The 17385-nt window shown below is 66.9% G+C and carries 22 protein-coding genes; 10 read left to right on the top strand and 12 right to left on the bottom strand.

What is annotated here, in order from left to right; all coding sequences use genetic code 11:
• Positions 1–83 precede the first annotated feature (83 nt).
• From FHR90_RS15175 to FHR90_RS15205, 7 genes are all read left to right on the top strand, one after another.
• Entirely contained in the window at positions 84–968 is an 885-nt protein-coding gene (locus FHR90_RS15175) for a DUF932 domain-containing protein (protein ID WP_246330312.1), read from the top strand.
• A 64-nt stretch (positions 969–1032) separates the two neighbouring features.
• Positions 1033–1374 (top strand): single-stranded DNA-binding protein, encoded by a 342-nt coding sequence (locus FHR90_RS15180; protein ID WP_176621707.1) that lies wholly within the window; start codon positions 1033–1035, stop codon positions 1372–1374.
• A 163-nt stretch (positions 1375–1537) separates the two neighbouring features.
• A complete protein-coding gene (locus FHR90_RS15185) occupies positions 1538–1807 on the top strand; it encodes a hypothetical protein (RefSeq protein ID WP_176621708.1) in 270 nt (89 codons plus the stop codon).
• A gap of 24 nt (positions 1808–1831) precedes the next feature.
• The gene (locus FHR90_RS15190; protein WP_176621709.1) at positions 1832–2119 is read left to right on the top strand and encodes a hypothetical protein; all 288 of its coding nucleotides are present in this window, start codon (positions 1832–1834) and stop codon (positions 2117–2119) included.
• Positions 2116–2358 carry a hypothetical protein gene (locus FHR90_RS15195; protein WP_176621710.1) on the top strand — a complete coding sequence of 81 codons (243 nt, stop codon included), beginning with the start codon at positions 2116–2118 and terminating at the stop codon, positions 2356–2358. The genes FHR90_RS15190 and FHR90_RS15195 overlap by 4 nt, the downstream gene beginning before the upstream one ends.
• Positions 2359–2441: 83 nt before the next feature.
• Complete coding sequence (locus FHR90_RS15200) at positions 2442–2885, top strand: hypothetical protein (RefSeq protein ID WP_183275500.1); 444 nt, start codon at positions 2442–2444, stop codon at positions 2883–2885.
• Positions 2878–3420 (top strand): DUF2726 domain-containing protein, encoded by a 543-nt coding sequence (locus FHR90_RS15205; RefSeq protein ID WP_176621712.1) that lies wholly within the window; start codon positions 2878–2880, stop codon positions 3418–3420. Before FHR90_RS15200 ends, FHR90_RS15205 begins: the two co-directional genes overlap by 8 nt.
• Positions 3421–3423: 3 nt before the next feature.
• Here the strand turns inward: FHR90_RS15205 and FHR90_RS15210 are convergent, their stop codons facing one another.
• The 4 genes from FHR90_RS15210 to FHR90_RS15225 are packed head-to-tail and all read right to left on the bottom strand — an operon-like array spanning position 3424 to position 5978.
• Positions 3424–3642, bottom strand: a complete 219-nt coding sequence (locus FHR90_RS15210) for a hypothetical protein (protein WP_176621713.1) — start codon at positions 3640–3642, stop codon at positions 3424–3426.
• A complete protein-coding gene (locus FHR90_RS15215; RefSeq protein WP_176621722.1) occupies positions 3639–4394 on the bottom strand; it encodes a SprT-like domain-containing protein in 756 nt (251 codons plus the stop codon). Before FHR90_RS15215 ends, FHR90_RS15210 begins: the two co-directional genes overlap by 4 nt.
• 7 nt (positions 4395–4401) lie before the next feature.
• Positions 4402–5058 carry a hypothetical protein gene (locus tag FHR90_RS15220; RefSeq protein WP_176621714.1) on the bottom strand — a complete coding sequence of 219 codons (657 nt, stop codon included), beginning with the start codon at positions 5056–5058 and terminating at the stop codon, positions 4402–4404.
• Complete coding sequence (locus tag FHR90_RS15225) at positions 5055–5978, bottom strand: P-loop NTPase family protein (protein ID WP_176621715.1); 924 nt, start codon at positions 5976–5978, stop codon at positions 5055–5057. The genes FHR90_RS15220 and FHR90_RS15225 overlap by 4 nt, the downstream gene beginning before the upstream one ends.
• A gap of 154 nt (positions 5979–6132) precedes the next feature.
• On the opposite strand from FHR90_RS15225, the gene FHR90_RS15230 reads away from it, so the two are divergent.
• From FHR90_RS15230 to mobF, 3 genes are all read left to right on the top strand, one after another.
• On the top strand, positions 6133–6309 hold the full coding sequence (locus FHR90_RS15230) for a hypothetical protein (RefSeq protein WP_176621716.1): 177 nt from the start codon (positions 6133–6135) through the stop codon (positions 6307–6309).
• Between the two features lie 525 nt (positions 6310–6834).
• Positions 6835–7164 (top strand): hypothetical protein, encoded by a 330-nt coding sequence (locus FHR90_RS15235; protein ID WP_176621717.1) that lies wholly within the window; start codon positions 6835–6837, stop codon positions 7162–7164.
• Between the two features lie 58 nt (positions 7165–7222).
• Entirely contained in the window at positions 7223–10894 is a 3672-nt protein-coding gene (gene mobF, locus FHR90_RS15240; protein WP_246330313.1) for a MobF family relaxase, read from the top strand.
• Positions 10895–10898: 4 nt separating this feature from the next.
• On the opposite strand, the gene FHR90_RS15245 is transcribed toward mobF, so the two are convergent.
• From FHR90_RS15245 to FHR90_RS15280, 8 genes are all read right to left on the bottom strand, one after another.
• Complete coding sequence (locus tag FHR90_RS15245; RefSeq protein WP_176621689.1) at positions 10899–11306, bottom strand: hypothetical protein; 408 nt, start codon at positions 11304–11306, stop codon at positions 10899–10901.
• Between the two features lie 10 nt (positions 11307–11316).
• The gene (locus tag FHR90_RS15250) at positions 11317–11523 is read right to left on the bottom strand and encodes a hypothetical protein (protein ID WP_176621690.1); all 207 of its coding nucleotides are present in this window, start codon (positions 11521–11523) and stop codon (positions 11317–11319) included.
• A gap of 68 nt (positions 11524–11591) precedes the next feature.
• Positions 11592–13427: a type IV secretory system conjugative DNA transfer family protein gene (locus FHR90_RS15255; protein WP_176621691.1), complete on the bottom strand. Its 1836-nt coding sequence runs from the start codon at positions 13425–13427 to the stop codon at positions 11592–11594.
• Between the two features lie 23 nt (positions 13428–13450).
• Entirely contained in the window at positions 13451–14488 is a 1038-nt protein-coding gene (gene virB11 / locus FHR90_RS15260; protein WP_176621692.1) for a P-type DNA transfer ATPase VirB11, read from the bottom strand.
• Positions 14478–15593, bottom strand: a complete 1116-nt coding sequence (gene virB10, locus FHR90_RS15265; RefSeq protein WP_176621693.1) for a type IV secretion system protein VirB10 — start codon at positions 15591–15593, stop codon at positions 14478–14480. The genes virB11 and virB10 overlap by 11 nt, the downstream gene beginning before the upstream one ends.
• Positions 15590–16504 (bottom strand): TrbG/VirB9 family P-type conjugative transfer protein, encoded by a 915-nt coding sequence (locus tag FHR90_RS15270; protein ID WP_176621694.1) that lies wholly within the window; start codon positions 16502–16504, stop codon positions 15590–15592. Before FHR90_RS15270 ends, virB10 begins: the two co-directional genes overlap by 4 nt.
• Entirely contained in the window at positions 16501–17193 is a 693-nt protein-coding gene (locus FHR90_RS15275) for a type IV secretion system protein VirB8 (protein ID WP_176621695.1), read from the bottom strand. Before FHR90_RS15275 ends, FHR90_RS15270 begins: the two co-directional genes overlap by 4 nt.
• Positions 17190–17369: a type IV secretion system lipoprotein VirB7 gene (locus FHR90_RS15280; RefSeq protein WP_176621696.1), complete on the bottom strand. Its 180-nt coding sequence runs from the start codon at positions 17367–17369 to the stop codon at positions 17190–17192. Before FHR90_RS15280 ends, FHR90_RS15275 begins: the two co-directional genes overlap by 4 nt.
• Between the last annotated feature and the right edge of the window lie 16 nt (positions 17370–17385).

Genomic DNA, 17385 nt, shown 5'->3' on the forward strand with positions numbered 1-17385 from the left:
TCACATCAATGTCAGGAGAATATCCGGCTTTTTCTCTAGCATGTCCGGCAATGCTAGAGTATAAAAGGAACAGAGGCGAGGCAATGAAGCCCGCCCGTCGCGGAGGTTCCCCGATGTCCTTCATGTCCCGTTCGTTCGGCCAGCTCGGCAGCACCGTCCTCGATGACGACCGCCTGGCCGCCCTCGCCCCGTCCATCTTCGCGGGCGACAAGCATGAGTCGCGCTCCGAGCGTTACAGCTACATCCCCACCGCGGAGATCCTCGCGGGCATGCGCGCCGAGGGCTTCGAGCCGACCTCCGCCAAGCAGGGTCACAGCCGGGTGCCGGGCAAGGCCGACTTCACCAAGCACATGATCCGCTTCCGTCACCGCAGCAACATGGACGCGAAGAAGGAGATCGGGGCCGTTTATCCCGAGGTGGTCATCGTCAACAGTCACGACGGCACGTCGGCTTACAAGGTCATGGCCGGCCTGTTCCGGCTGGTCTGCCTCAACGGGCTGCTGGTCTCCGATCGCGAGCTTTCCTCTGTCACCGTCCACCACAAGGGCAACGTGCGCGAACAGGTGATCGAGGGTTCATATCGCGTGCTCCAGGAAAGCCGCCACGCGGTCGAGGTGGCGGAACACTGGTCGGGCCTGACACTGACCCAGGACATGCAGAACACGCTTGCGGAGAGCGCTCGCGTCATCCGCTTCGGCGACGAGAGCGGCGAGGTTTCAACCCCCATCACCGCCGATGATCTGCTGAGGCCCCGCCGTCGTGACGATGTCGGCAACGACCTGTGGCGCACCGCGAACCGCATTCAGGAGAACGTCATTCGTGGCGGGCAATCGACCTGGGGCCGCGATGCCAACAACCGCCGCCGCCGTGTCACCACCCGCGAAGTAAAGGGCATCGACGCAGACGTGAAGATCAACCGCGCGCTGTGGATGCTCAATGAGCGGATGGCGGGCCTGCTGTCCGCCTGAAACACCGGGCGGGACGTGTTCCCGCCCTCCTTTCTTCCCGATCCAACCTAGAGGGTTTCAGACCATGTCCAATACCATCCATCTTTTCGGCTATCTCGGCGACGATGCAGAACTGCGCGGCGGCGACAACGGCCCCGTCGTGCTGCGCGTGGCGGAGAACGCCGACTACACCGACCGCAGGACCGGCGAGGCGGTCAAGAAGACCATCTGGCACCAGGTCATCACCTTCCAGTCGGGCCTCAAGACGATGCTGCTCGACCGCGGCCGCAAGGGCGATTTCGTCACCCTCGAGGGGCACCTCGAGTACGACAGCTACCGCAAGGACGGCGAGACGTCCGACCGCGTGACGGCAAAGATCGTCGTCGGTCCCCAGCACAGCATCAAGGTCATCGAGCCGGCACGCTAAGGGACGCATCGCAGGGGCGGCGACAGGCAGCCCCTGCCCGCCTGCCAACGACATTCCCGCGACCGCCGGCACAGGCTGGCGGCAACCCGTCAACACGTCCCAGGCATGACGTTCTAGTATGTCTGGACATGCCAGAAGGACGCGCATCCCGCGCGCATCGCCCATGATGCCCAACCTCAATTCCATCATCCGCACCGCCCGCGCCATCGAGGGCGCCGGCAACGTCGCGCGACGCATCCCGTGCGGCATCTCAGGGTGGTTGTGGCTGGCCGGCTCGGCACGGCTCGACACCCTCGCCGTCGAAGCAATGCTTGCCGATGGATCACTGGCCGGCACCCGCGACGAATACCGCCTCAGCGAGCGCGGGCGCGCCCTGCGGCTGGCGATCGCCATGCCGCCATCTCCCGCTGCTACCTCGCACGCTACCGCGTGACGCCAGTCAAAGGGACGACATGCCATGTTCCCCTACCCAAACCCACGCCTTCGCCCCGGCCTCGCCGCGTCGGCCCTGCTGACCCAGGACACCGCCGCGGCGATGGTGGCTGCGATCACGGGCGCCCGCCCGTTCCACCAGGCCGGACAGGTTCACGTCCTCGCGGATGTCGGCCGGGTCCGGCTCCCGGTCCACATCCACCCGGGCGGCACGATCTGCCTCGGCCGCAGAGCCATCGCGCTGGAGCGTCTGGCAACCCTCGTGCGCGATCTGCGTGCGCTCGAGGCCGCCCATCGGGAGGCCCGGCGATGAGAGCGCATCCCTATCACTGCATCGCCCTCGCCGAGACCGCCATCGTGCTGGCGGTCCGCGACAGCAAGCGGGCAGCTCTACGCTCGGCCGTGCGGATCGCACGTGACCGGCATTGCGCCGTGACCATCTGGCGCACCGTCGCCAGGCCGAAGCCCGGTGCGGTCATGTCGCCGCGGCGGGCGACGCTGCTGATCCGCTACGATGCCGCCCGCGCCGAACGACAGAAGCCGAGATCGTGATGACCTCGCCATCTGGCGGGTATGGTTCTTTAGCATCGACCGACATGCTATGGGCAAGCGGACGTCTTTCGGGAGACTGCTGCTTGCCTGCCCCCAACCTCGCCACTGTCGATCGTCGACCCACGAACTACACGATCAAGGAACCCCGTTACGTCTGGAGCAATATCGACACCTGGTTGAGCCAGCACGAAGAACACACTGTCTCGACCCTGTGCCTCCTCGCACTCTCGAAAGTCGGCATCGACATCGAGCCCGAGGATCTGACCCCGCAGCGCAAGCGGCTCAACGCGTTGCGCTCGCCCGATGGAGATCCGCGCGAGCCGATCCCCCGATGCGTGCGCATTCCCCGCTACGTCAGGATGCGCGCCGAACATCACCTGCGAACCCGGCCCGATCTCACCTTCAAGCACCTGATCATGCAGGGCTTGCATCAGCTCGGGATCGAGATCGAAAGCGAGGACCTGGTCGCGGTCAGAACCCGTCGGATCGCCCTTGGCGATCCGAACACCGAAAACAGCGATGATTGAACTCGATCCACTCTCGGGCCTGTTGGGGGCATGTGTCGGCGGCGCGCTCGCGTATCTGCGTCTGGCCGGCCGCCGGCCTGCGGTCACGACCAGCACGCCGGCACCTGTCATCGAAGCCCCGTCGACCGAGACGGGCCTCAACTCAAACACCGCCCATGCCGCAAAGCCGCTGTTGACTGCATGGGAGCGGCGCGCGCTGCTTGTGTTGCGCCAACAGGTTCCCGTTGGCTTTTACGTCTGCCCGCAGGTGCGCCTCGCCGACCTGGTCGACGCACCATCACAGGGAGCGAACGCACGTCACGCCCTTGGCAAGATCGCCGGCAAGAGCGTGGATTTCGTGGTTGTCGAGCTGATTTCAGGTCGCGTCGTGCTGGTGGTCGAGCTCGACGACAGAACCCATAGCCGGCCGGACCGTCAGGCCCGGGACCGCTTCGTCGGTCGCGTGCTGGGCGAGGCCGGCATCCGCCTCAAGCGGGTGCTGCCGACCGAGAATCTGGACATCCGCGACGATCTGCAGGCGGCTCTGGCTGGCTGAGCCCTAGCGTCGCAGCCAGTCGATCACACCTGCAATCGTGCCCATCATGAACGCGACCAGCAGCATCTTGCCGACATGCGCCGAGAGGCCGCCCATAGCGTAGCCGAGCCCGGCGGCACCGATACAGACGAACATCAACCCGTATGCCGGCAACCCCACCAGCAGCCACAACGGCGCAGCGAAGGCCCGGATGGCGAAAGGCGTTCGCCGCGGCGCGTTCATGACTTGTCGTCCTCCGCTTCGACCAGCTCGAAGGCTGCGCCGTCATCCTCGCCGCACAGGATCATCAGATCGGCCTTGCCCCACACCTGGGCACCGCATTTCGGGCAGCGATATTTCACCCGCGTTCCGGCGCGCTTTTTGGTTTCTCCAACGCCCTTGGCAATGCCGAGGGCTGCCAGTTCAGCCGCCAGATCCTCGTCGATCTCGGCTGGCTGCTCGAGACGCGACAGATCAGCGAGACGGTCGAGCCAGTTCACCCCAAACCCGGTATCGCACAGGGCCGCGAAGGCTTGATCGAAGGGGCCGCCCTCGATGACGAAATGGTCCATCTGCTCGCCTGTCCGACGACCGCCGGCTTCGCCGTTATGCGACGGCTGCAGCCCGATCGCCTCCATCTTCTCCGCCCATTCGCGGTTGTGATAGGTACGCCTAGACGGTTTCCCGTGGTGCGCTTGCCACTGGTGGACCATCTCGTGAACCAACGTCGAGAGGATGTCGCGCATCGCCATCGCCGCGAAATGCTCTGGATTGAGCGCGATTTCGTCGCTGCGCTCGCCCGTTCGCCGCACAAATCGTTCCCGCGAGAAATAGCCGAGGCTACGGTTGCGGCGCTGGAAGGTGAGCATCACCGGAGGCAGCGCGGCGCCGAACAGGGCGCCGTTGAAATGGTTGAACGCCCGCTCGAACTCGTCATAGGCTTCGGCGGTCGGGGTTTCGCCTCGCGCGCCGCTCCGCGTCTTTGGAGTGTGCATTCCAAACTCAGCCAGGTTTGCCACTCGCTGGCGCCGCCTGCGGCGGCTCCGGAGGGTCGAGCCATAGTGGCGCCATACACGCCCGGCGGTTGCCCTGACGGACACTGGCCTTGCTGCAGTCCTCGAGCACCTTGGGTAGATTGTTAGACTTCAACAGCGTGACGAACGCTGTCTCGGCCGCAGGGCCTGCCGCCGCGACGGCGCCATCAACCGCCGAGCGGTCGTAGAGCCCACGGGTCAGGCCGCCGTTGTAGCCGATCACATAGGCGGCCACCCCGATCGCCAGACCCGTGCCGAGAGCCGCAAGGCCGGTCAGCAGGATGGCCTTCACCGTCAGGCGCGTGCGCTGGACCCTGACCTGTGATTCCGTCAGTCGGGCGAGCTGCGGCGCGAGCTGGTTGATGATGCCCTCGCGGTTCGCTTCCAACTCCAGCTTGCCGCGCGCGACGGCCTCTTCCGTAGCCGCGTCGAGGGCGCGGCGCACCGTATCGAGATGCACCGTGCTGGCCCGATGAAGGGCCAGCTGTGCCCCGAGCGATTCCGCCACGGCCTCCAAGACCGGGGCGAGCGGATCTCCGGAGAGGTTGGCTCGCTGGACGGACCGGGCGAGGGCGCTGCGCGCGTCCCCGACCAGCCCATCCAGCCGGTCGGCGTCGTCGCTCATGGCAGCCAGGACGTGATGCCGGCAAAGCGGCGGTCCATGGTCTCCAGCCAGCTCCGCACCCGGGACCGGTCGAACAGCCCCAGGGGAGGGGTCGTCTGCCCGTCGCGGGCGTCCGAGTAATAGGCGCGACGGTTTTCGACCGCAGCGGCCGCATGCAGGCGTGGAATCCACAACGGGACGGCGCCGGACTGCAGCTCGCCGATCGTGATTGCGTTCTCGAACACCTCGGCGAATGCCTCGTTGCGGCTCAGTCCGAGGTCGATCGCGGCCTCGTTGAACAGGATGCCGCGCGCCTTTGGCGCGAAACCGCGCGAGGTGAGGGCGGAAATCGCGGCCAGGTCGTCGGGTTGTGTTCCGACCGTGGACAGCAGCACCGGAGCCGCGCCCATCGCCTCGATCTCCTGCGCGAAACCGGGCATCTGTGCGGCCGTCTCGCGCAGGGTGGTGTCACCGCCGCCCATGTCGCACACCACCGAGACTTTCTCGCTCAGGGCGTGCTCGATCAGCTCATGCAGCCAAGCCGTCACCCCGGCCGGGTCGCTGCGATTGGGACGCGACACGTCATCGAAGTAACTGGAAAACGAGGCGTTGGTCGGGTCGAGATCGGCCATCATGAACGGGCGGTTTCCCAGCACCGCCCGTTCCGCGACCCAGCGCAGAAAGGTGGTCTTGCCGGTTTTGCCGCGCCCGTTGACGAAGACGATCTTCGTCTTGCCCGTCAGGTCGATGCCTTGGGCAACGACCGGCTCGCCGTCCGTCAGGGCGACGGGCGTGAACTGGCTGACATCGAGGGCAGGGGCCTTCGCGCGATGAAGCGCGGGATCGAATTTAGCCACGCGCGAGGGTGCGCCGGCCTCGGGGGCCGGGGCACTGGGTTGGGCGGCGGCGGCTTGCTTATCGGTGGTTCTCACGGTCGCCATGGGCGGTCCTTACGATTTGTCGGTTGGGGCTGCGCCTCGCAGCAGGGCGAGGACTTCCTCGCGCGAGCGTTGAGGCTGTTCGGGCTGGGCGGGTGCGGGGGCAGCTCGCTCAGGTGATGGTTGCCGGCTCAGCGGTCGGACCGCTTTCACCAGCTTGAACTTCGGTTCCGCGGCGGTCGGTGGTGGTTCGGCCGTCGCCGGTTCGCCGCTGATCGTCGGGGCGGGGGCAGGGCGGGGAGGTGGCACCGTGGTGCGTGGGCTCGCCTGCCTTCTCGCCACGCTGACCTTGCGACAGAGCAGCCGCCCCCCGATCGGCTCACCCGATCTGTAGGTGACTCCCGCCAAGGCCATCGCCCGGCCAATATCATCCCAGGCCCAGCCGCCCTCACGCACCAGGAGCGTCAGCTCCGGCCCGTGCCGTCTCAGCCAGGTCTGCACCTTGTCGCCGGGCTTCCAGCCCGGACGGAACGTCGCAGCCAGCGCCTCCAACTCATCGCTGTCTCGCCGCCTCTTGATGGCTGAGAGCCTTGGGTCCCACTCGTCAGCCATGCGTGAAAATCTTCCTTTTTCTCACGGACGCGACGATACGCACGCCGCCGCGCGTTTGTCCAACAAAAAACGTCACCTGTTTGGCCTCCTGTTTTATCACCTTGGCAGATTCCGTTTGTCACCTGTTTTGTCTCCTGTTGTGTCACCACTCAGTCGTGGAGAGAAGAAGGCCATGGAGAGGTTAATCTCTTACAGACCAAGTCACCCTAGAGAGTGATGGTTGAAGGGCCCGCACTGTCGCTGCTATCGGTATCGATGTCAGGGGATCGGCTCTTCGCTTCGATCTCCGAATCACGGAGCGACAGCGATGACCGAAACACGCGATGGCGCCTATCTCGCGCACATCTCCGACACCGTCGAAGCCAACGCGAACCAGCTCGGCACGATCGTCGAAATCCTTCGCGTGATGGTCGACACGCAGGGGGCTCAGAGCGAAATGCTGGCGCAGATCCTCGGCGCCGCCATCGCGCCGCCAGGACCATCGCCCGTCGCCGAGGCGTTGCGTGCGCTGGCCGAGCGCGTCGATGCGAACACCGCAGCGATCGGCGAGATGGCCGCCGTCATGGAGGGCCTGCCGGCCGCGATCGGCGAGGCGATCGAGCCCGACCGGGCGAGCCCGGGTCCGGTGGCGGAGTAGGTTCGTTTTGCTTACGTATCGGACCGGCGCGGCTGGATCGCCGTCGGCCGCCAAGGCGATGGGCGAACATCTGCTGCAGCAGACCTTGTCGCCCGAGATGGCCGCTATGGCCGAATACTACCAGCAGGGGGTTGCGCCACCCACGGCGGCAGAGGCCGCCAGGGCGCGCTACGGCGGCCTCGCGGGGGAGGGTGGCACACTGGACCCCGCCGCGCTCGATGCGGCACTCAGCGACGAGATAAACCGCCTTCGCGAGAACGCCGCCGGACCCGGGGCCAGTCCTCCCGAGGATCTGGCCCGTGACGCTGCCGGCGCGATCGCCGGCGCCGGGCTAGCCAGCGTTGACGACGCGCGCGCCTCGCTCGCCCGGCTCGGCTACACCGTGGAGGCGGCCGAGCTGGCGGACGCCGCCGCCCGGGCGCAGACCGCGAAGGACTACACCAGCGCCACCGCCGCCGCCCGGGCCGATCTTGAGCCTGAATTGGCGCGACGCCTCGCCATACCGCTCGATCGCGGCCTGACAGCGGCGGAAGTCGCCAACCTGCTCAACGGTCAGCGTGCCGATGGCGCGGACATCGAGGGCAAGTCCAAGCAGGCCGCCGTCGAGGGGGTTGGCACGACGCTTGGCTTCGACCAGTCGCGGCTGCCGCTCAGAAGCGAGCTGGAGCACGTTCTGGCGGGCCGCCGTGCCGATGGCGGGGATCTGGACCCGAAGGACGCCAAGACCGCCTCTGCGCGCTTCCTGGCCGCCTTGGGAGCCAAGGCGGACAGCCTGACGGACATCGAGCGCGAGAACGTGCTCGGCGGTCGTACCGTCTCCGGCGCCGAGCTGTCGGCCGAACTCTACCACTCCCGGCTCGACACCGGCCGGGCGCGGATCGGCTATGTCGACCTCACATTTTCCGCCCCTAAATCCGTGTCTGTCGCATGGGCCTTCGCGCCGACCGACGCCGAGCGGGGCATCATCCTGCAGGCGCATCACGACGCCATCGCCGCCACGATGAAGGACATCGAGGCGACGATCGGCCGAGCGCGCAAAGGGCAGGGTGGCCGCGACGGCTACGACCCGGGCAGCATCGCGTGGGTCTCGTTCGACCACTATGCGGCACGACCGACCGTCGAGGTGATCCGTAAGGACGCCCAGGGGCGCGACTTCACCGAGCTGCACACCATGCGCCATCAGGGCGGTCGCATCGCCGGCGACATGCAGCTGCATACCCACACGGCGGTGATGAATGCCGTGCTGACGCCGGAAGGCCGCATGGGCGGGCTGTGGCTCGACCAGCTCGACGGCCGGGTCAAGGAGTGGGGCGCGGTCTATCAAGCCTATCTCGCCACGAACCTGCGCCGGCACGGGGTCGATATGGTGCTCGACGCCCGCACCGAGATGGCGCGCGTCGCCGCGGTCCCGGAGAGCGTGAGCGAAGCGTTCAGCAAGCGCACGATGGGTGGCACCGCCGCGGCGCGCGCCTACGCGGCCGAGAACGGCATCGACTGGGACGCCCTGGCGCCGGAACGCAAGATCGCCCTTATCAAGCAGGGCGTGCAGGACCCGCGCGGTGCCAAGTCCGACGACATCTCCGACATGCAGGCATGGCGGGCAGCCGCCGAGGATCTCGGCTATCGCCACCGCAGCATCCTGCGGCCCGACCAGGTGGCCGCCGTGCCGGATCGCGCAGCCCGTCTCGAAACCGCTTACGAAGCGGCTCAGGGCGTTCTCGACAAACAGCTGCAGCGACGCGCCTCTCTCGACAGCTCAGATGCGCGGATCGCCGCGGCGAAGGGCCTGATCGCGTCAGGCATCGAGGATGCCGCCGACGTGTCGGCAGTGACGGCCGCCATGCGCGAGCGCGGCGTGCAGCAGCATGGCCGCAGGACCGGGCTGATCTGGGGCCAGGTCGACAGCGTCAATGGCCGCGAGCGCATTGGCATCACTACCGCCCTGCACGAAAGCGAGGAACGCGACGTCGTCGGCCTGGCGCGCGCGGCCGCAGCCGACACATCCGCCTCGTTGACGAAGAAGGCCATCGAAAAGGCGCTGGCCGACCATCCCGAGATCGACCTGTCCACGGCGCACGGCAAAGCACAGCGCGCGATGATGGACCAGCTCGGAACCGGCGGCCGCGTCGCTGCCGGCATCGGCGTGGCGGGGTCCGGAAAGAGCACGCTGCTCAAGCCTTTGGTGACGGCGTGGAAAGCGCAGGGCAGGGACGTCCACGGTATCGCCCTCGCTTGGCGCCAGAGCGATGACCTTGGCGAAGCCGGCATCGTTGCGAGCAAGACCCGGGCCGTCGACGCCTTCCTCCGCGGTATCGAGCGCGGCAAGATCGACCTGACGAAGAAATCCGTCGTCGTCGTCGACGAGCTGGGCCTTCTCGGCACCCGCCAGCTGCTGGACCTGTTGCAGGCGCGCGAGCGTCATGGTTTCCAGCTCGTCGGCATCGGCGATCCCAAGCAGATGCAGTCGGTCGAAGCCGGCGCGACGATCGGGCTGCTGCGCCGGGCCTTGGGCGACGAGAAGCTGACAACGCTGGAAAGCTCGGTGCGCCAGGTCACGGCCGAAGAGCGCGAAACCACGCTGATGTTCCGCGAAGGCCGGGCAGAGGAAGCCGTCGGCCGCAAGGCCGCGAACGGCACGCTGCGCGTTGCCGCCGGAGGCTATGACGAGGCGGTCGCGGCCGTGGTCGACCTCTGGCGCGAACGGCGGGAAGCGAACGCCGATCGCGACAGGTTCAGCCTGTCAATCTCGGCACCCACCAACGCGGACGCTCACGCGATCAGCATCGCCATCCGAGATGAGCGGCGCCGGGCAGGCGAGATCGGCGCGGATCTCCGCACCATCCGCGCGACCTCTCCATCCTCGGGGGCCAACGAGGGTCGAAGCTATGACATGGGTCTGGCGGTCGGCGATCGCGTGCGCCTGTTCGTTCGTGCCAATGCGAAATGGCGGGATACCGGCAGCTCCGGAAACATCGGCCGCAACGGCTCCGTGCTCGAAATCCGCGAGGTAACGGATGACGGCCTGGTCCTGCGCGGGGCGAACGGACGCGACGGCCTGGTGGCGTGGAAGAGCCTCACGGACAAGAGTAGCGGGCGCATCCTGCTGGCCTATGGCGACGTCCTGACAACCAACACCTCCCAGGGTGCCACCGTCAGCGAGCATATCTTCGCCATGCCGGCCGGCTCGCGCGCGGTGAACGCCTTCGGGGCCTACTCGTCCGGCTCGCGCCACCGCGAGCAGTCGTTCATCGTCACGTCCGACGGCGCCGAACGCGCCGAGGTGGCTGGTCGGAGGCCGCTGGGCGACCGACGCGCCATCGAGCTGCGCGACGTGCTCGGCAATGTGGCGCGCAATTTTGCCCGCCAGCCTGAGAAGGAAGGCGCGCTCGACCTGCTGGACCGGGCGCGTGCTATCCGGCGCGGCACCGTCAAGGATCTGCAGCAGACCACTCAGCGCATTCAGCAGCGCGAGGTCGATGGCGAGGCCCCGACCACGCTGTCCCAGGGTGCCGCACGGCGGCGCGACGAAACACTGGTCAGCCGGTCCCTAGGCGCGGTGCGCCGGCAGATGAAGCGGCAGAGCGCCGCCGTCGATCGCGTGCGCGGTCTGGCCGCGCAGGTGGCCGCTCGAGTACGGGCGGTCGCAGCCCAGCGACGGGCCGAAAAGGAAAAAGCCGCCCGGAAAGTCCGGACGGCTCAGAAGAAGACGCGAAAGAGCGGCCTGCGGTGAGCGTTCAGCGCAGGCGCTGATAGCCGGGGATATTCGCCAGCATCGCCGCCGTGATTCTTGGGCCGGCCGACAGCCCGATCGGAAAGGTCTGTATGGGGCGCAGCGGGTTGCGCGTCATGATCGTCCAGCGCCCGGCGTCTCTCGTGACCGGCCGCCACTCGTCAGACGTCAGGTCCGCATACGCCAGTTCGAACGGCTCGCGGATGGGCTGCCAGACCGAGAAGCGCTCCCGCTTGCGGTCGAAGAACAGTTTCCGGAAATACCCGAGTGTGACATCGCCCTGCAGCGAATAGCCGTTATGGGCCGCCCACTCCTGGGCCCGACGCAGGAAGAGCAGCCGCAGCGACAGAACGCCCGTGAGGCCCGCAACCGCGACCAGGCCTGCAGCCGCCGTCAGTCCTTCGAGTGTCATGACCTTTCCCTCACGCCTTGAGGGTCGAGGTCTTGACCAGCTTCTCGCTGGGCTGGCTGGACGGTGCGGCCGAGCGCGCGAGCGCCTGCCAGTAGGCAGAGCTGGCGGCTTCCTGGCTGGCCGCCTGACCGGCGGCGATCGACGCGAATCTGTGTGTCCGCGCCTCTTCCTTGTATTCCTGCCGCTGTTCGGCCCGGACCTGCTGTTCGAGGCTCATGGTGCTCCGCCTTTCGTCGTTTCGGGCTGCCTGATCGCGTCGAGAACGTCTCAGCTAATCACGGAAGCTCAGGCCGATGCACGGCCTTTCGAGAATCGGCTTTGGCCGACGCGCTCGGCGACGTCCGGACGCCGAAAGTAGATCGGCACACCGCAGCGCAGCGGCCGGCCGCCCCGCACGACGATGAAGGATTCGTCGACACGGACATCATTCATCAGCTCTTCGGGCCGGATCAGCGGCCGGCTGATCTCGTGGTAGCTGGTGTTGGCTCCGCGCGAGCGGTTCGAGGATTCGAAGCCCTTGCCGCTGCTGCCCGTGTTGCTGCCCTCGCTGGTCGCCATCACGCCGTATGTGCCGAAGGTCTCCGACAGCTCCTTGGCCGTCTCCAGATCGGAGACGGCGACATAGGTGCGATGGACGACGCTATCATACCACGCTTTCTTGCCGTCCTTGCCCCATTGCCCCTCGATCTGGCCGGTCGATTGGTAGAGCAGGCGCAGGGTGATGCCGTATTTCCGGCCCGCGTCGCGCGCCGTAGTGATGATCTTCATCGGGCCAAGGCGCGCGACCTCATCGAGCAGGAACAGCACCCGCCCTGCAACGGCGCCGTCCGCCTCGTAGACGCTGTTGAGCAGCGCGCCGACCAGGGCCTTGCCGACCTCCGGCGTGTTCTCCAGCGCCCGCAGCGGCAGCTGGATAAACACGTCGACCTTCCCCGAGCACAGATCCGACGACCGGAAGGTGGTGCCGGACACGAGATCGCCGAACGCCGGGTTGGACAGCCACGACGTCTTGTCGTCGGCGTTGCCGTAGATGCCCGAGAACGTGTCATCCACCAGCCCCATGAGCGCGCCTGCCGTCTCGCGGGCGTAGCTGGCCGGGCTGTGCTCATGGATGGCCTTCAGCGCCTCCCTGAGCTGATCCTGCGGGGTGCTGATCCCACGACGCAGATGCCGCAGGGTCTTCAGCTCCGCCGGCAGGTCGGGATCGAACATCATGTGGACCAGCAGGCAGGTGACGAGGTTGCGGCCCTGCCGGTCGAAAAACTCGGCATTGGCCTCCTTCGACCCGTGGGAGGATTCGGCGCAGATCCACGACACCACGTCCTGAATGTTGGTGATCGCCTCCGGGGAGTCGATGTCGATCCAGTCGAGGACGTTGAATCCGACCCCGCCGCCGAGGCTGATCTCGTGGACCGTGTGACCCATCGCCTCGCGCATCGGCCGCAGCATCGGCCCCAGCTCGCTGCTGGGGTCGAGCGTGACGATGGGCGCGCGCCAGGTAGTGTAGGTCGTGACCGCCGCGGTGGTCTTGAACGACCCCGATCCGGCAATCACCAGACTATGCGTCGAGCCGTCCTCGCAGGGGTCGACCAGCAGCGGCGCCTTGCCGCCCTGACCCCAGGTCTTCGGGTCCTTGGGCCGGAAGGGCTCCCCGGCGACCTTGTCCTCATCGACGCGATACGCTTCGCCGATCGCGACCCCGCCATGATCTGGGTCGGGACCGGGGAATAGCTGCGCGGCGCGTGTCATCGTCATCCATTCCGCATGACCGTGGTTGTCGGTCACGCCGCGCATGGGCGGCTTGGAGCGGGAGAAGATCGAGCGGCGCAGCGATGGTCCGATCGCCCGGCGCCGGGTCAGCGCCGCCGCGAGGAACACCAGAACGACCACGCCGCCGGCACCGGCACCGATCTTTAGCCAGAGCGAGATCTGCGGGTTCGGCGGGGCGTAGATGAAATACAGCCACCATTGCCAGAACGGGTGCGCGAAGGCGCTGTAGAGCCCGGTGCCGAGCAGGAAGACCAGCGACGCGACCAGCGTCCACGCGGCGACCATCAAGGCGAGGCCGAAGACGATCTTCGCGGCGATGACGCCGCCCGGAGTTTCGGATGTGCGTGCCATAGGCCCTCCGCCAGTGGTGGGGATCAGGCCGCCAGCAGGTGCGCGACCGTCTCGTTGCGACGGCGGGCCTCAGCGGCCAACCAGACTTCGCCGATGTTGTAGATCTCGCCGCTGGTCGAGAACGGCACGATCACGTCGATCGCCGCTCCGAGCATGTCGACCAGCGTCTTGTCCTCGAGGGCCGCACCCTGCGGCGATCCCTTGACCAGCGAGAACAGCTTCTTGAACGCTTGCACGGGGTTCGCGCCGTGGATGGTGCTGATCGACCCCGGATGGCCGGAGACAACCTCATTGAGGTAGGTCCAGGCCGCGTCGTCGCGCATCTCGCCGAGCAGGATACGGTCCGGCCGCATGCGCAGGCTGGCCTGCAGCAGGTCCTCGGCACGCACCGAGCTGACCCCCGAACCGCTCTTCGAGTAGAGCAGCCGGACGTGGTTCGGGTGCGGGATCACCAGCTCGAGCGTGTCCTCGATGGTGATCAGGCGTTCGTGGGTCGGAATGGCCGAGATCAGCGTCTTGCCCATGGAGGTTTTGCCCGACCCCGTCGCACCACACATCAGCATGGTCAGACGATTCTTCACGCAAGCATCGAAGAACGCCTCGATATTCCCGCCGTCATAGTGTGACAGGATCAGTGCGTCCCTCTCTTGCTGCGCCGTGCCGCGATCGGACCAGCGATTCCATCTCGCTGTCTGATAGCGAGACGACACGTCACTCAACGCCGAGACGGAGGACCCCGGTCGGCGAATCGTGATGCTCAGTGTCCCGGCCGGCACTGCGGGCGGCATACACACCTGCAGACGCTCGCCGTTCGGAAGTTCCGTCGAGCACAGAGGGTGGCGAGGCCCGACATCCTGCTTGCGCAGGGCGCCGGCCAGGATGGCGATGTCCTCGAGATCGTCGTAGCTCAGCGCCAGGTCGTGTTCGGTGAACACACCGCGCTGCCGGACGAAGACCTTGCCCGGCCGGTTGATCGCGACCTCCTCGGTGGCCGGGTCCTCCAGGTAGGCGAGGACCGGCCGCATGAGGAACAGCAGCTGCGGGGCCGCCTCACTGCCCATAGCCGGCTCCCGCCGTGCGCAGATCGTAGATGTCCGAGAAGTCCAGATCCCGCGCGACGAACACCGCCACGTCGTCGCCCTGGTTCTTGGTCCCTGTCGGCGGAATGTTGATGCTGGCCTGCAAGGCCGTGTTGGCGACCTGCTGGCCGTTGGACTGGAAGGAGTTGAAATACGACCCGCCGTTCTTCGAGCTGATCTGCGAGGCGGCCTGTGTGCCGGCATCGAGGCCGCCCTGAATGACGCTCAGCAGGATCGCCGAGCCGAACCGCGCCCACCAGTGATTGTCCACCTGCACGCTCAGGCCCGACCGGCCCAGCTCGTCGGAGGCGGGGGAGTCGAGTTCGATCACCGCATGCTGCGGTGTCTCGGCCCGGTGCCATAAGACGAAGGTGCGGTCCTCGCCCAGCAGCATGCCGCGCTGGTCCTCGCCGGAGATCGTGGTGCCCTTGTCGAGCAGCACGACATTGCCGGTCGTGCTGCGGATGTCCTGCGACACCACGCATTTGACCATGCCGGGGAGCTGCGTGTTGATCGCCGTCTGCATGGTGCAGGGAATGATCGTGCCCTTGGTGATGAGGAAATCAGGGTGCGGCAACAGCCGAGCCTTGGTGGTCTCGAGTACCGTCGGGTGCAGTTTGTCGCCCAACGGGCTGCGGGGGTTCTCGCCCCCTTGCCTGCCGGCCTCGCCGCCCGGTGCGGTTGCCACGGCAGGAGCAGGGGCAGGGACGCCGCCCGTCGTTCCTGAGAACGCGAAGATCGCACTCTCGGCCGGGGTCTGCTCATGCTTCTGCTGCTGCGCGAAGAACGGGTGGCTGGGCTGCGGCATCGGCACCGCGGCAGGCGGCGCCGGGGGCGGGATATAGGGGGCGGCGTGCATCGCCAGGCCGCCGTTGATCTGCGGCTGGTCCTGCTGCTGGTCGGGGCGCTTGTGGTGCGATGCGTTGAACCAGATGAAGCCGAGCACGATGACGGAAATCAGCCCCCCGACCGACAGCTTCTGCCGCATCGTGAGCTGCGGCCCCGTCGAGACGGTCGAGCCCCCCTCGTTGATGCCGTGACCGTTGTGCTCGGGGTCGCGGGGGTCCCGCGGATCGCTGCCGCTCATTGATCGGCTCCCTTCGTCACACGGACCACGTTCGGACTGGTAGTGTTGGTGCCGGGGTTGAGCCCGACCGGGTTGTAGCTCTGGTTCCAGATGCACAGCACCGTGTTGCCGTCGCGCAGGCGCCAGCCGCGGGCGACGTGATCGGCGACAACCAGCGTGCCCATGCCGCGCGCGTCATTGGTGACGCTGTAATTGGCCGTCGCCTCCTTGCCGTCCGGATTGAGCGTGAAGACCGCCGGGATACGGACATTGCCGGGGAAGCGGAACGAGGTGACGTTGCCGTTGTCCCACACCTCCAGCGGCAGGACCGTGCGGTCACCCTGAGCGACGTAGTGCCAGTTATGGGTGCCGAAATAGGGGTCCTTCTTCTGGCGCTCCATCTCGTCATGCGCCTGGTTCATCTGGAACTGCGCCTCGCGGGCCTGCTGTTCGGCCTCATCCTTCTTCGCCTGTGCCGCCGCGGCGGCCCGGCGCGCCGCCGCGACATCGCCGGGATAGGTGAACTGGACGGAGTAGTAGACGCCCGCCTCGTTAGCCGCGAGATCGGCCGCGTCGACGGTCTCGAACTCGAACACGTAGCGACGTAGCGCGCCGGTCGCGGTCTGCGTCAGAACGATGACAGGCTGCAGGGCGACCTTGGCCGACGGCTTGAAGAACAGGAAGTTGCCGGCCGGCAGGGCCTTGAGGTGCAGGCTGTCGGTGACGGCGACATTGCGCACCGCCTCGCTGGGGCCGAACCCGACAACGAAAGTGGCCCCAACAGCGGTCGAGAGGTGGACCACCTGGTCGGGCACATAGGGGATGTAGCGCATCCGCGAATCGCGGGCGGATGCGACAGGGTCCTGCGCGGCATGCGCCGGCAGCGCCGTGCCCAGCGTGGCGAGCAGGAGGCTTGCGGCGAGCGTCTTCATTGCGCGCTGTCCTCCGAGGACTGATACGAGGTGATGAGGATGCCGCCCGGATTGGTGATGCGGGCCGAGGCGGGCAGGTCGGCGATCTGCTGGTATTGCAGGGTCGCGGTCCAGGTGGTGACTTGCGGCCGGGAGCCGTCGATGGTGATCGACTTGCGGAACCGCACCTGCAGAACGTGGCTGCCGAGGTTCGAGACCGAAATCCGCTCGATGTCGATCTGCCCCTTCTTGCCCACCGTCACCTGTGGCGAGGCGGGGTTGGGGTAGTTGAACCAGGTCTGATAGGAGCCCCGGACGCGGTCCGAACTCATCATCGAGACGACGTCGTAATTGTAGCGGGCGGTCGGGTAGGCATACCCCTCACGGAGCCGGACATATTCCCACACCGCAGCCTCGATCACCGCGGCGTCCGTCGTCGCCGGCAGGTGCGACATCGACGGCTGGGTGTCGATGGTGCCGTCGGAGCGGATGACCATCGGCAGGGGGACCAGCTTCTCCAGCGGGAACAGCGAGGCTACCGTCCAGGCCAGGCCGAGGTTCGCCACGAGGGAGACGCCAAGCCCGACGAGCAGGAACTTGTTGATGCGCGCGATCGAGCGAAGCCGGGTCTGCTGGAAGGCTTCGACCTCGGCGTAGTGCTGTTCGAGCTTGGCCCGGTTGACCGGGGTCGCGAAGGGGACGTCGTTCATTCGGACTTCATGTCCTTCGTCCTGGTGAGATCGGCCGGGGTGGGCGACCAGTGATTGGCGTTCAGTGCGAAGATCGGGCCCTTGCAGCACGCCAGCTCTTCGGAAGAGCTGGAGCAGGCCGCCAGGCCGAGCACCACCGCGAACGCCGCGAGCGGGCGAACAAAAACAAGCTTCATGGGCATGACTTCCGCT

Source organism: Endobacter medicaginis, from assembly GCF_014192375.1.
Lineage (GTDB): Bacteria > Pseudomonadota > Alphaproteobacteria > Acetobacterales > Acetobacteraceae > Endobacter > Endobacter medicaginis.

Excerpts from the sequence above, each read along its gene's own strand:
- FHR90_RS15175 (WP_246330312.1), top strand. The coding sequence starts at position 84 with ATGAAGCCCGCCCGTCGCGGAGGTTCCCCGATGTCCTTCATGTCCCGT.
- FHR90_RS15180 (WP_176621707.1), top strand. The coding sequence starts at position 1,033 with ATGTCCAATACCATCCATCTTTTCGGCTATCTCGGCGACGATGCAGAA.
- FHR90_RS15185 (WP_176621708.1), top strand. The coding sequence starts at position 1,538 with ATGATGCCCAACCTCAATTCCATCATCCGCACCGCCCGCGCCATCGAG.
- FHR90_RS15190 (WP_176621709.1), top strand. The coding sequence starts at position 1,832 with ATGTTCCCCTACCCAAACCCACGCCTTCGCCCCGGCCTCGCCGCGTCG.
- FHR90_RS15195 (WP_176621710.1), top strand. The coding sequence starts at position 2,116 with ATGAGAGCGCATCCCTATCACTGCATCGCCCTCGCCGAGACCGCCATC.
- FHR90_RS15205 (WP_176621712.1), top strand. The coding sequence starts at position 2,878 with ATGATTGAACTCGATCCACTCTCGGGCCTGTTGGGGGCATGTGTCGGC.
- FHR90_RS15210 (WP_176621713.1), bottom strand. The coding sequence starts at position 3,642 with ATGAACGCGCCGCGGCGAACGCCTTTCGCCATCCGGGCCTTCGCTGCG.
- FHR90_RS15215 (WP_176621722.1), bottom strand. The coding sequence starts at position 4,394 with ATGCACACTCCAAAGACGCGGAGCGGCGCGCGAGGCGAAACCCCGACC.
- FHR90_RS15220 (WP_176621714.1), bottom strand. The coding sequence starts at position 5,058 with ATGAGCGACGACGCCGACCGGCTGGATGGGCTGGTCGGGGACGCGCGC.
- FHR90_RS15225 (WP_176621715.1), bottom strand. The coding sequence starts at position 5,978 with ATGGCGACCGTGAGAACCACCGATAAGCAAGCCGCCGCCGCCCAACCC.
- FHR90_RS15235 (WP_176621717.1), top strand. The coding sequence starts at position 6,835 with ATGACCGAAACACGCGATGGCGCCTATCTCGCGCACATCTCCGACACC.
- mobF (WP_246330313.1), top strand. The coding sequence starts at position 7,223 with ATGGGCGAACATCTGCTGCAGCAGACCTTGTCGCCCGAGATGGCCGCT.
- FHR90_RS15245 (WP_176621689.1), bottom strand. The coding sequence starts at position 11,306 with ATGACACTCGAAGGACTGACGGCGGCTGCAGGCCTGGTCGCGGTTGCG.
- FHR90_RS15250 (WP_176621690.1), bottom strand. The coding sequence starts at position 11,523 with ATGAGCCTCGAACAGCAGGTCCGGGCCGAACAGCGGCAGGAATACAAG.
- FHR90_RS15255 (WP_176621691.1), bottom strand. The coding sequence starts at position 13,427 with ATGGCACGCACATCCGAAACTCCGGGCGGCGTCATCGCCGCGAAGATC.
- virB11 (WP_176621692.1), bottom strand. The coding sequence starts at position 14,488 with ATGGGCAGTGAGGCGGCCCCGCAGCTGCTGTTCCTCATGCGGCCGGTC.
- virB10 (WP_176621693.1), bottom strand. The coding sequence starts at position 15,593 with ATGAGCGGCAGCGATCCGCGGGACCCCCGCGACCCCGAGCACAACGGT.
- FHR90_RS15270 (WP_176621694.1), bottom strand. The coding sequence starts at position 16,504 with ATGAAGACGCTCGCCGCAAGCCTCCTGCTCGCCACGCTGGGCACGGCG.
- FHR90_RS15275 (WP_176621695.1), bottom strand. The coding sequence starts at position 17,193 with ATGAACGACGTCCCCTTCGCGACCCCGGTCAACCGGGCCAAGCTCGAA.
- FHR90_RS15280 (WP_176621696.1), bottom strand. The coding sequence starts at position 17,369 with ATGAAGCTTGTTTTTGTTCGCCCGCTCGCGGCGTTCGCGGTGGTGCTC.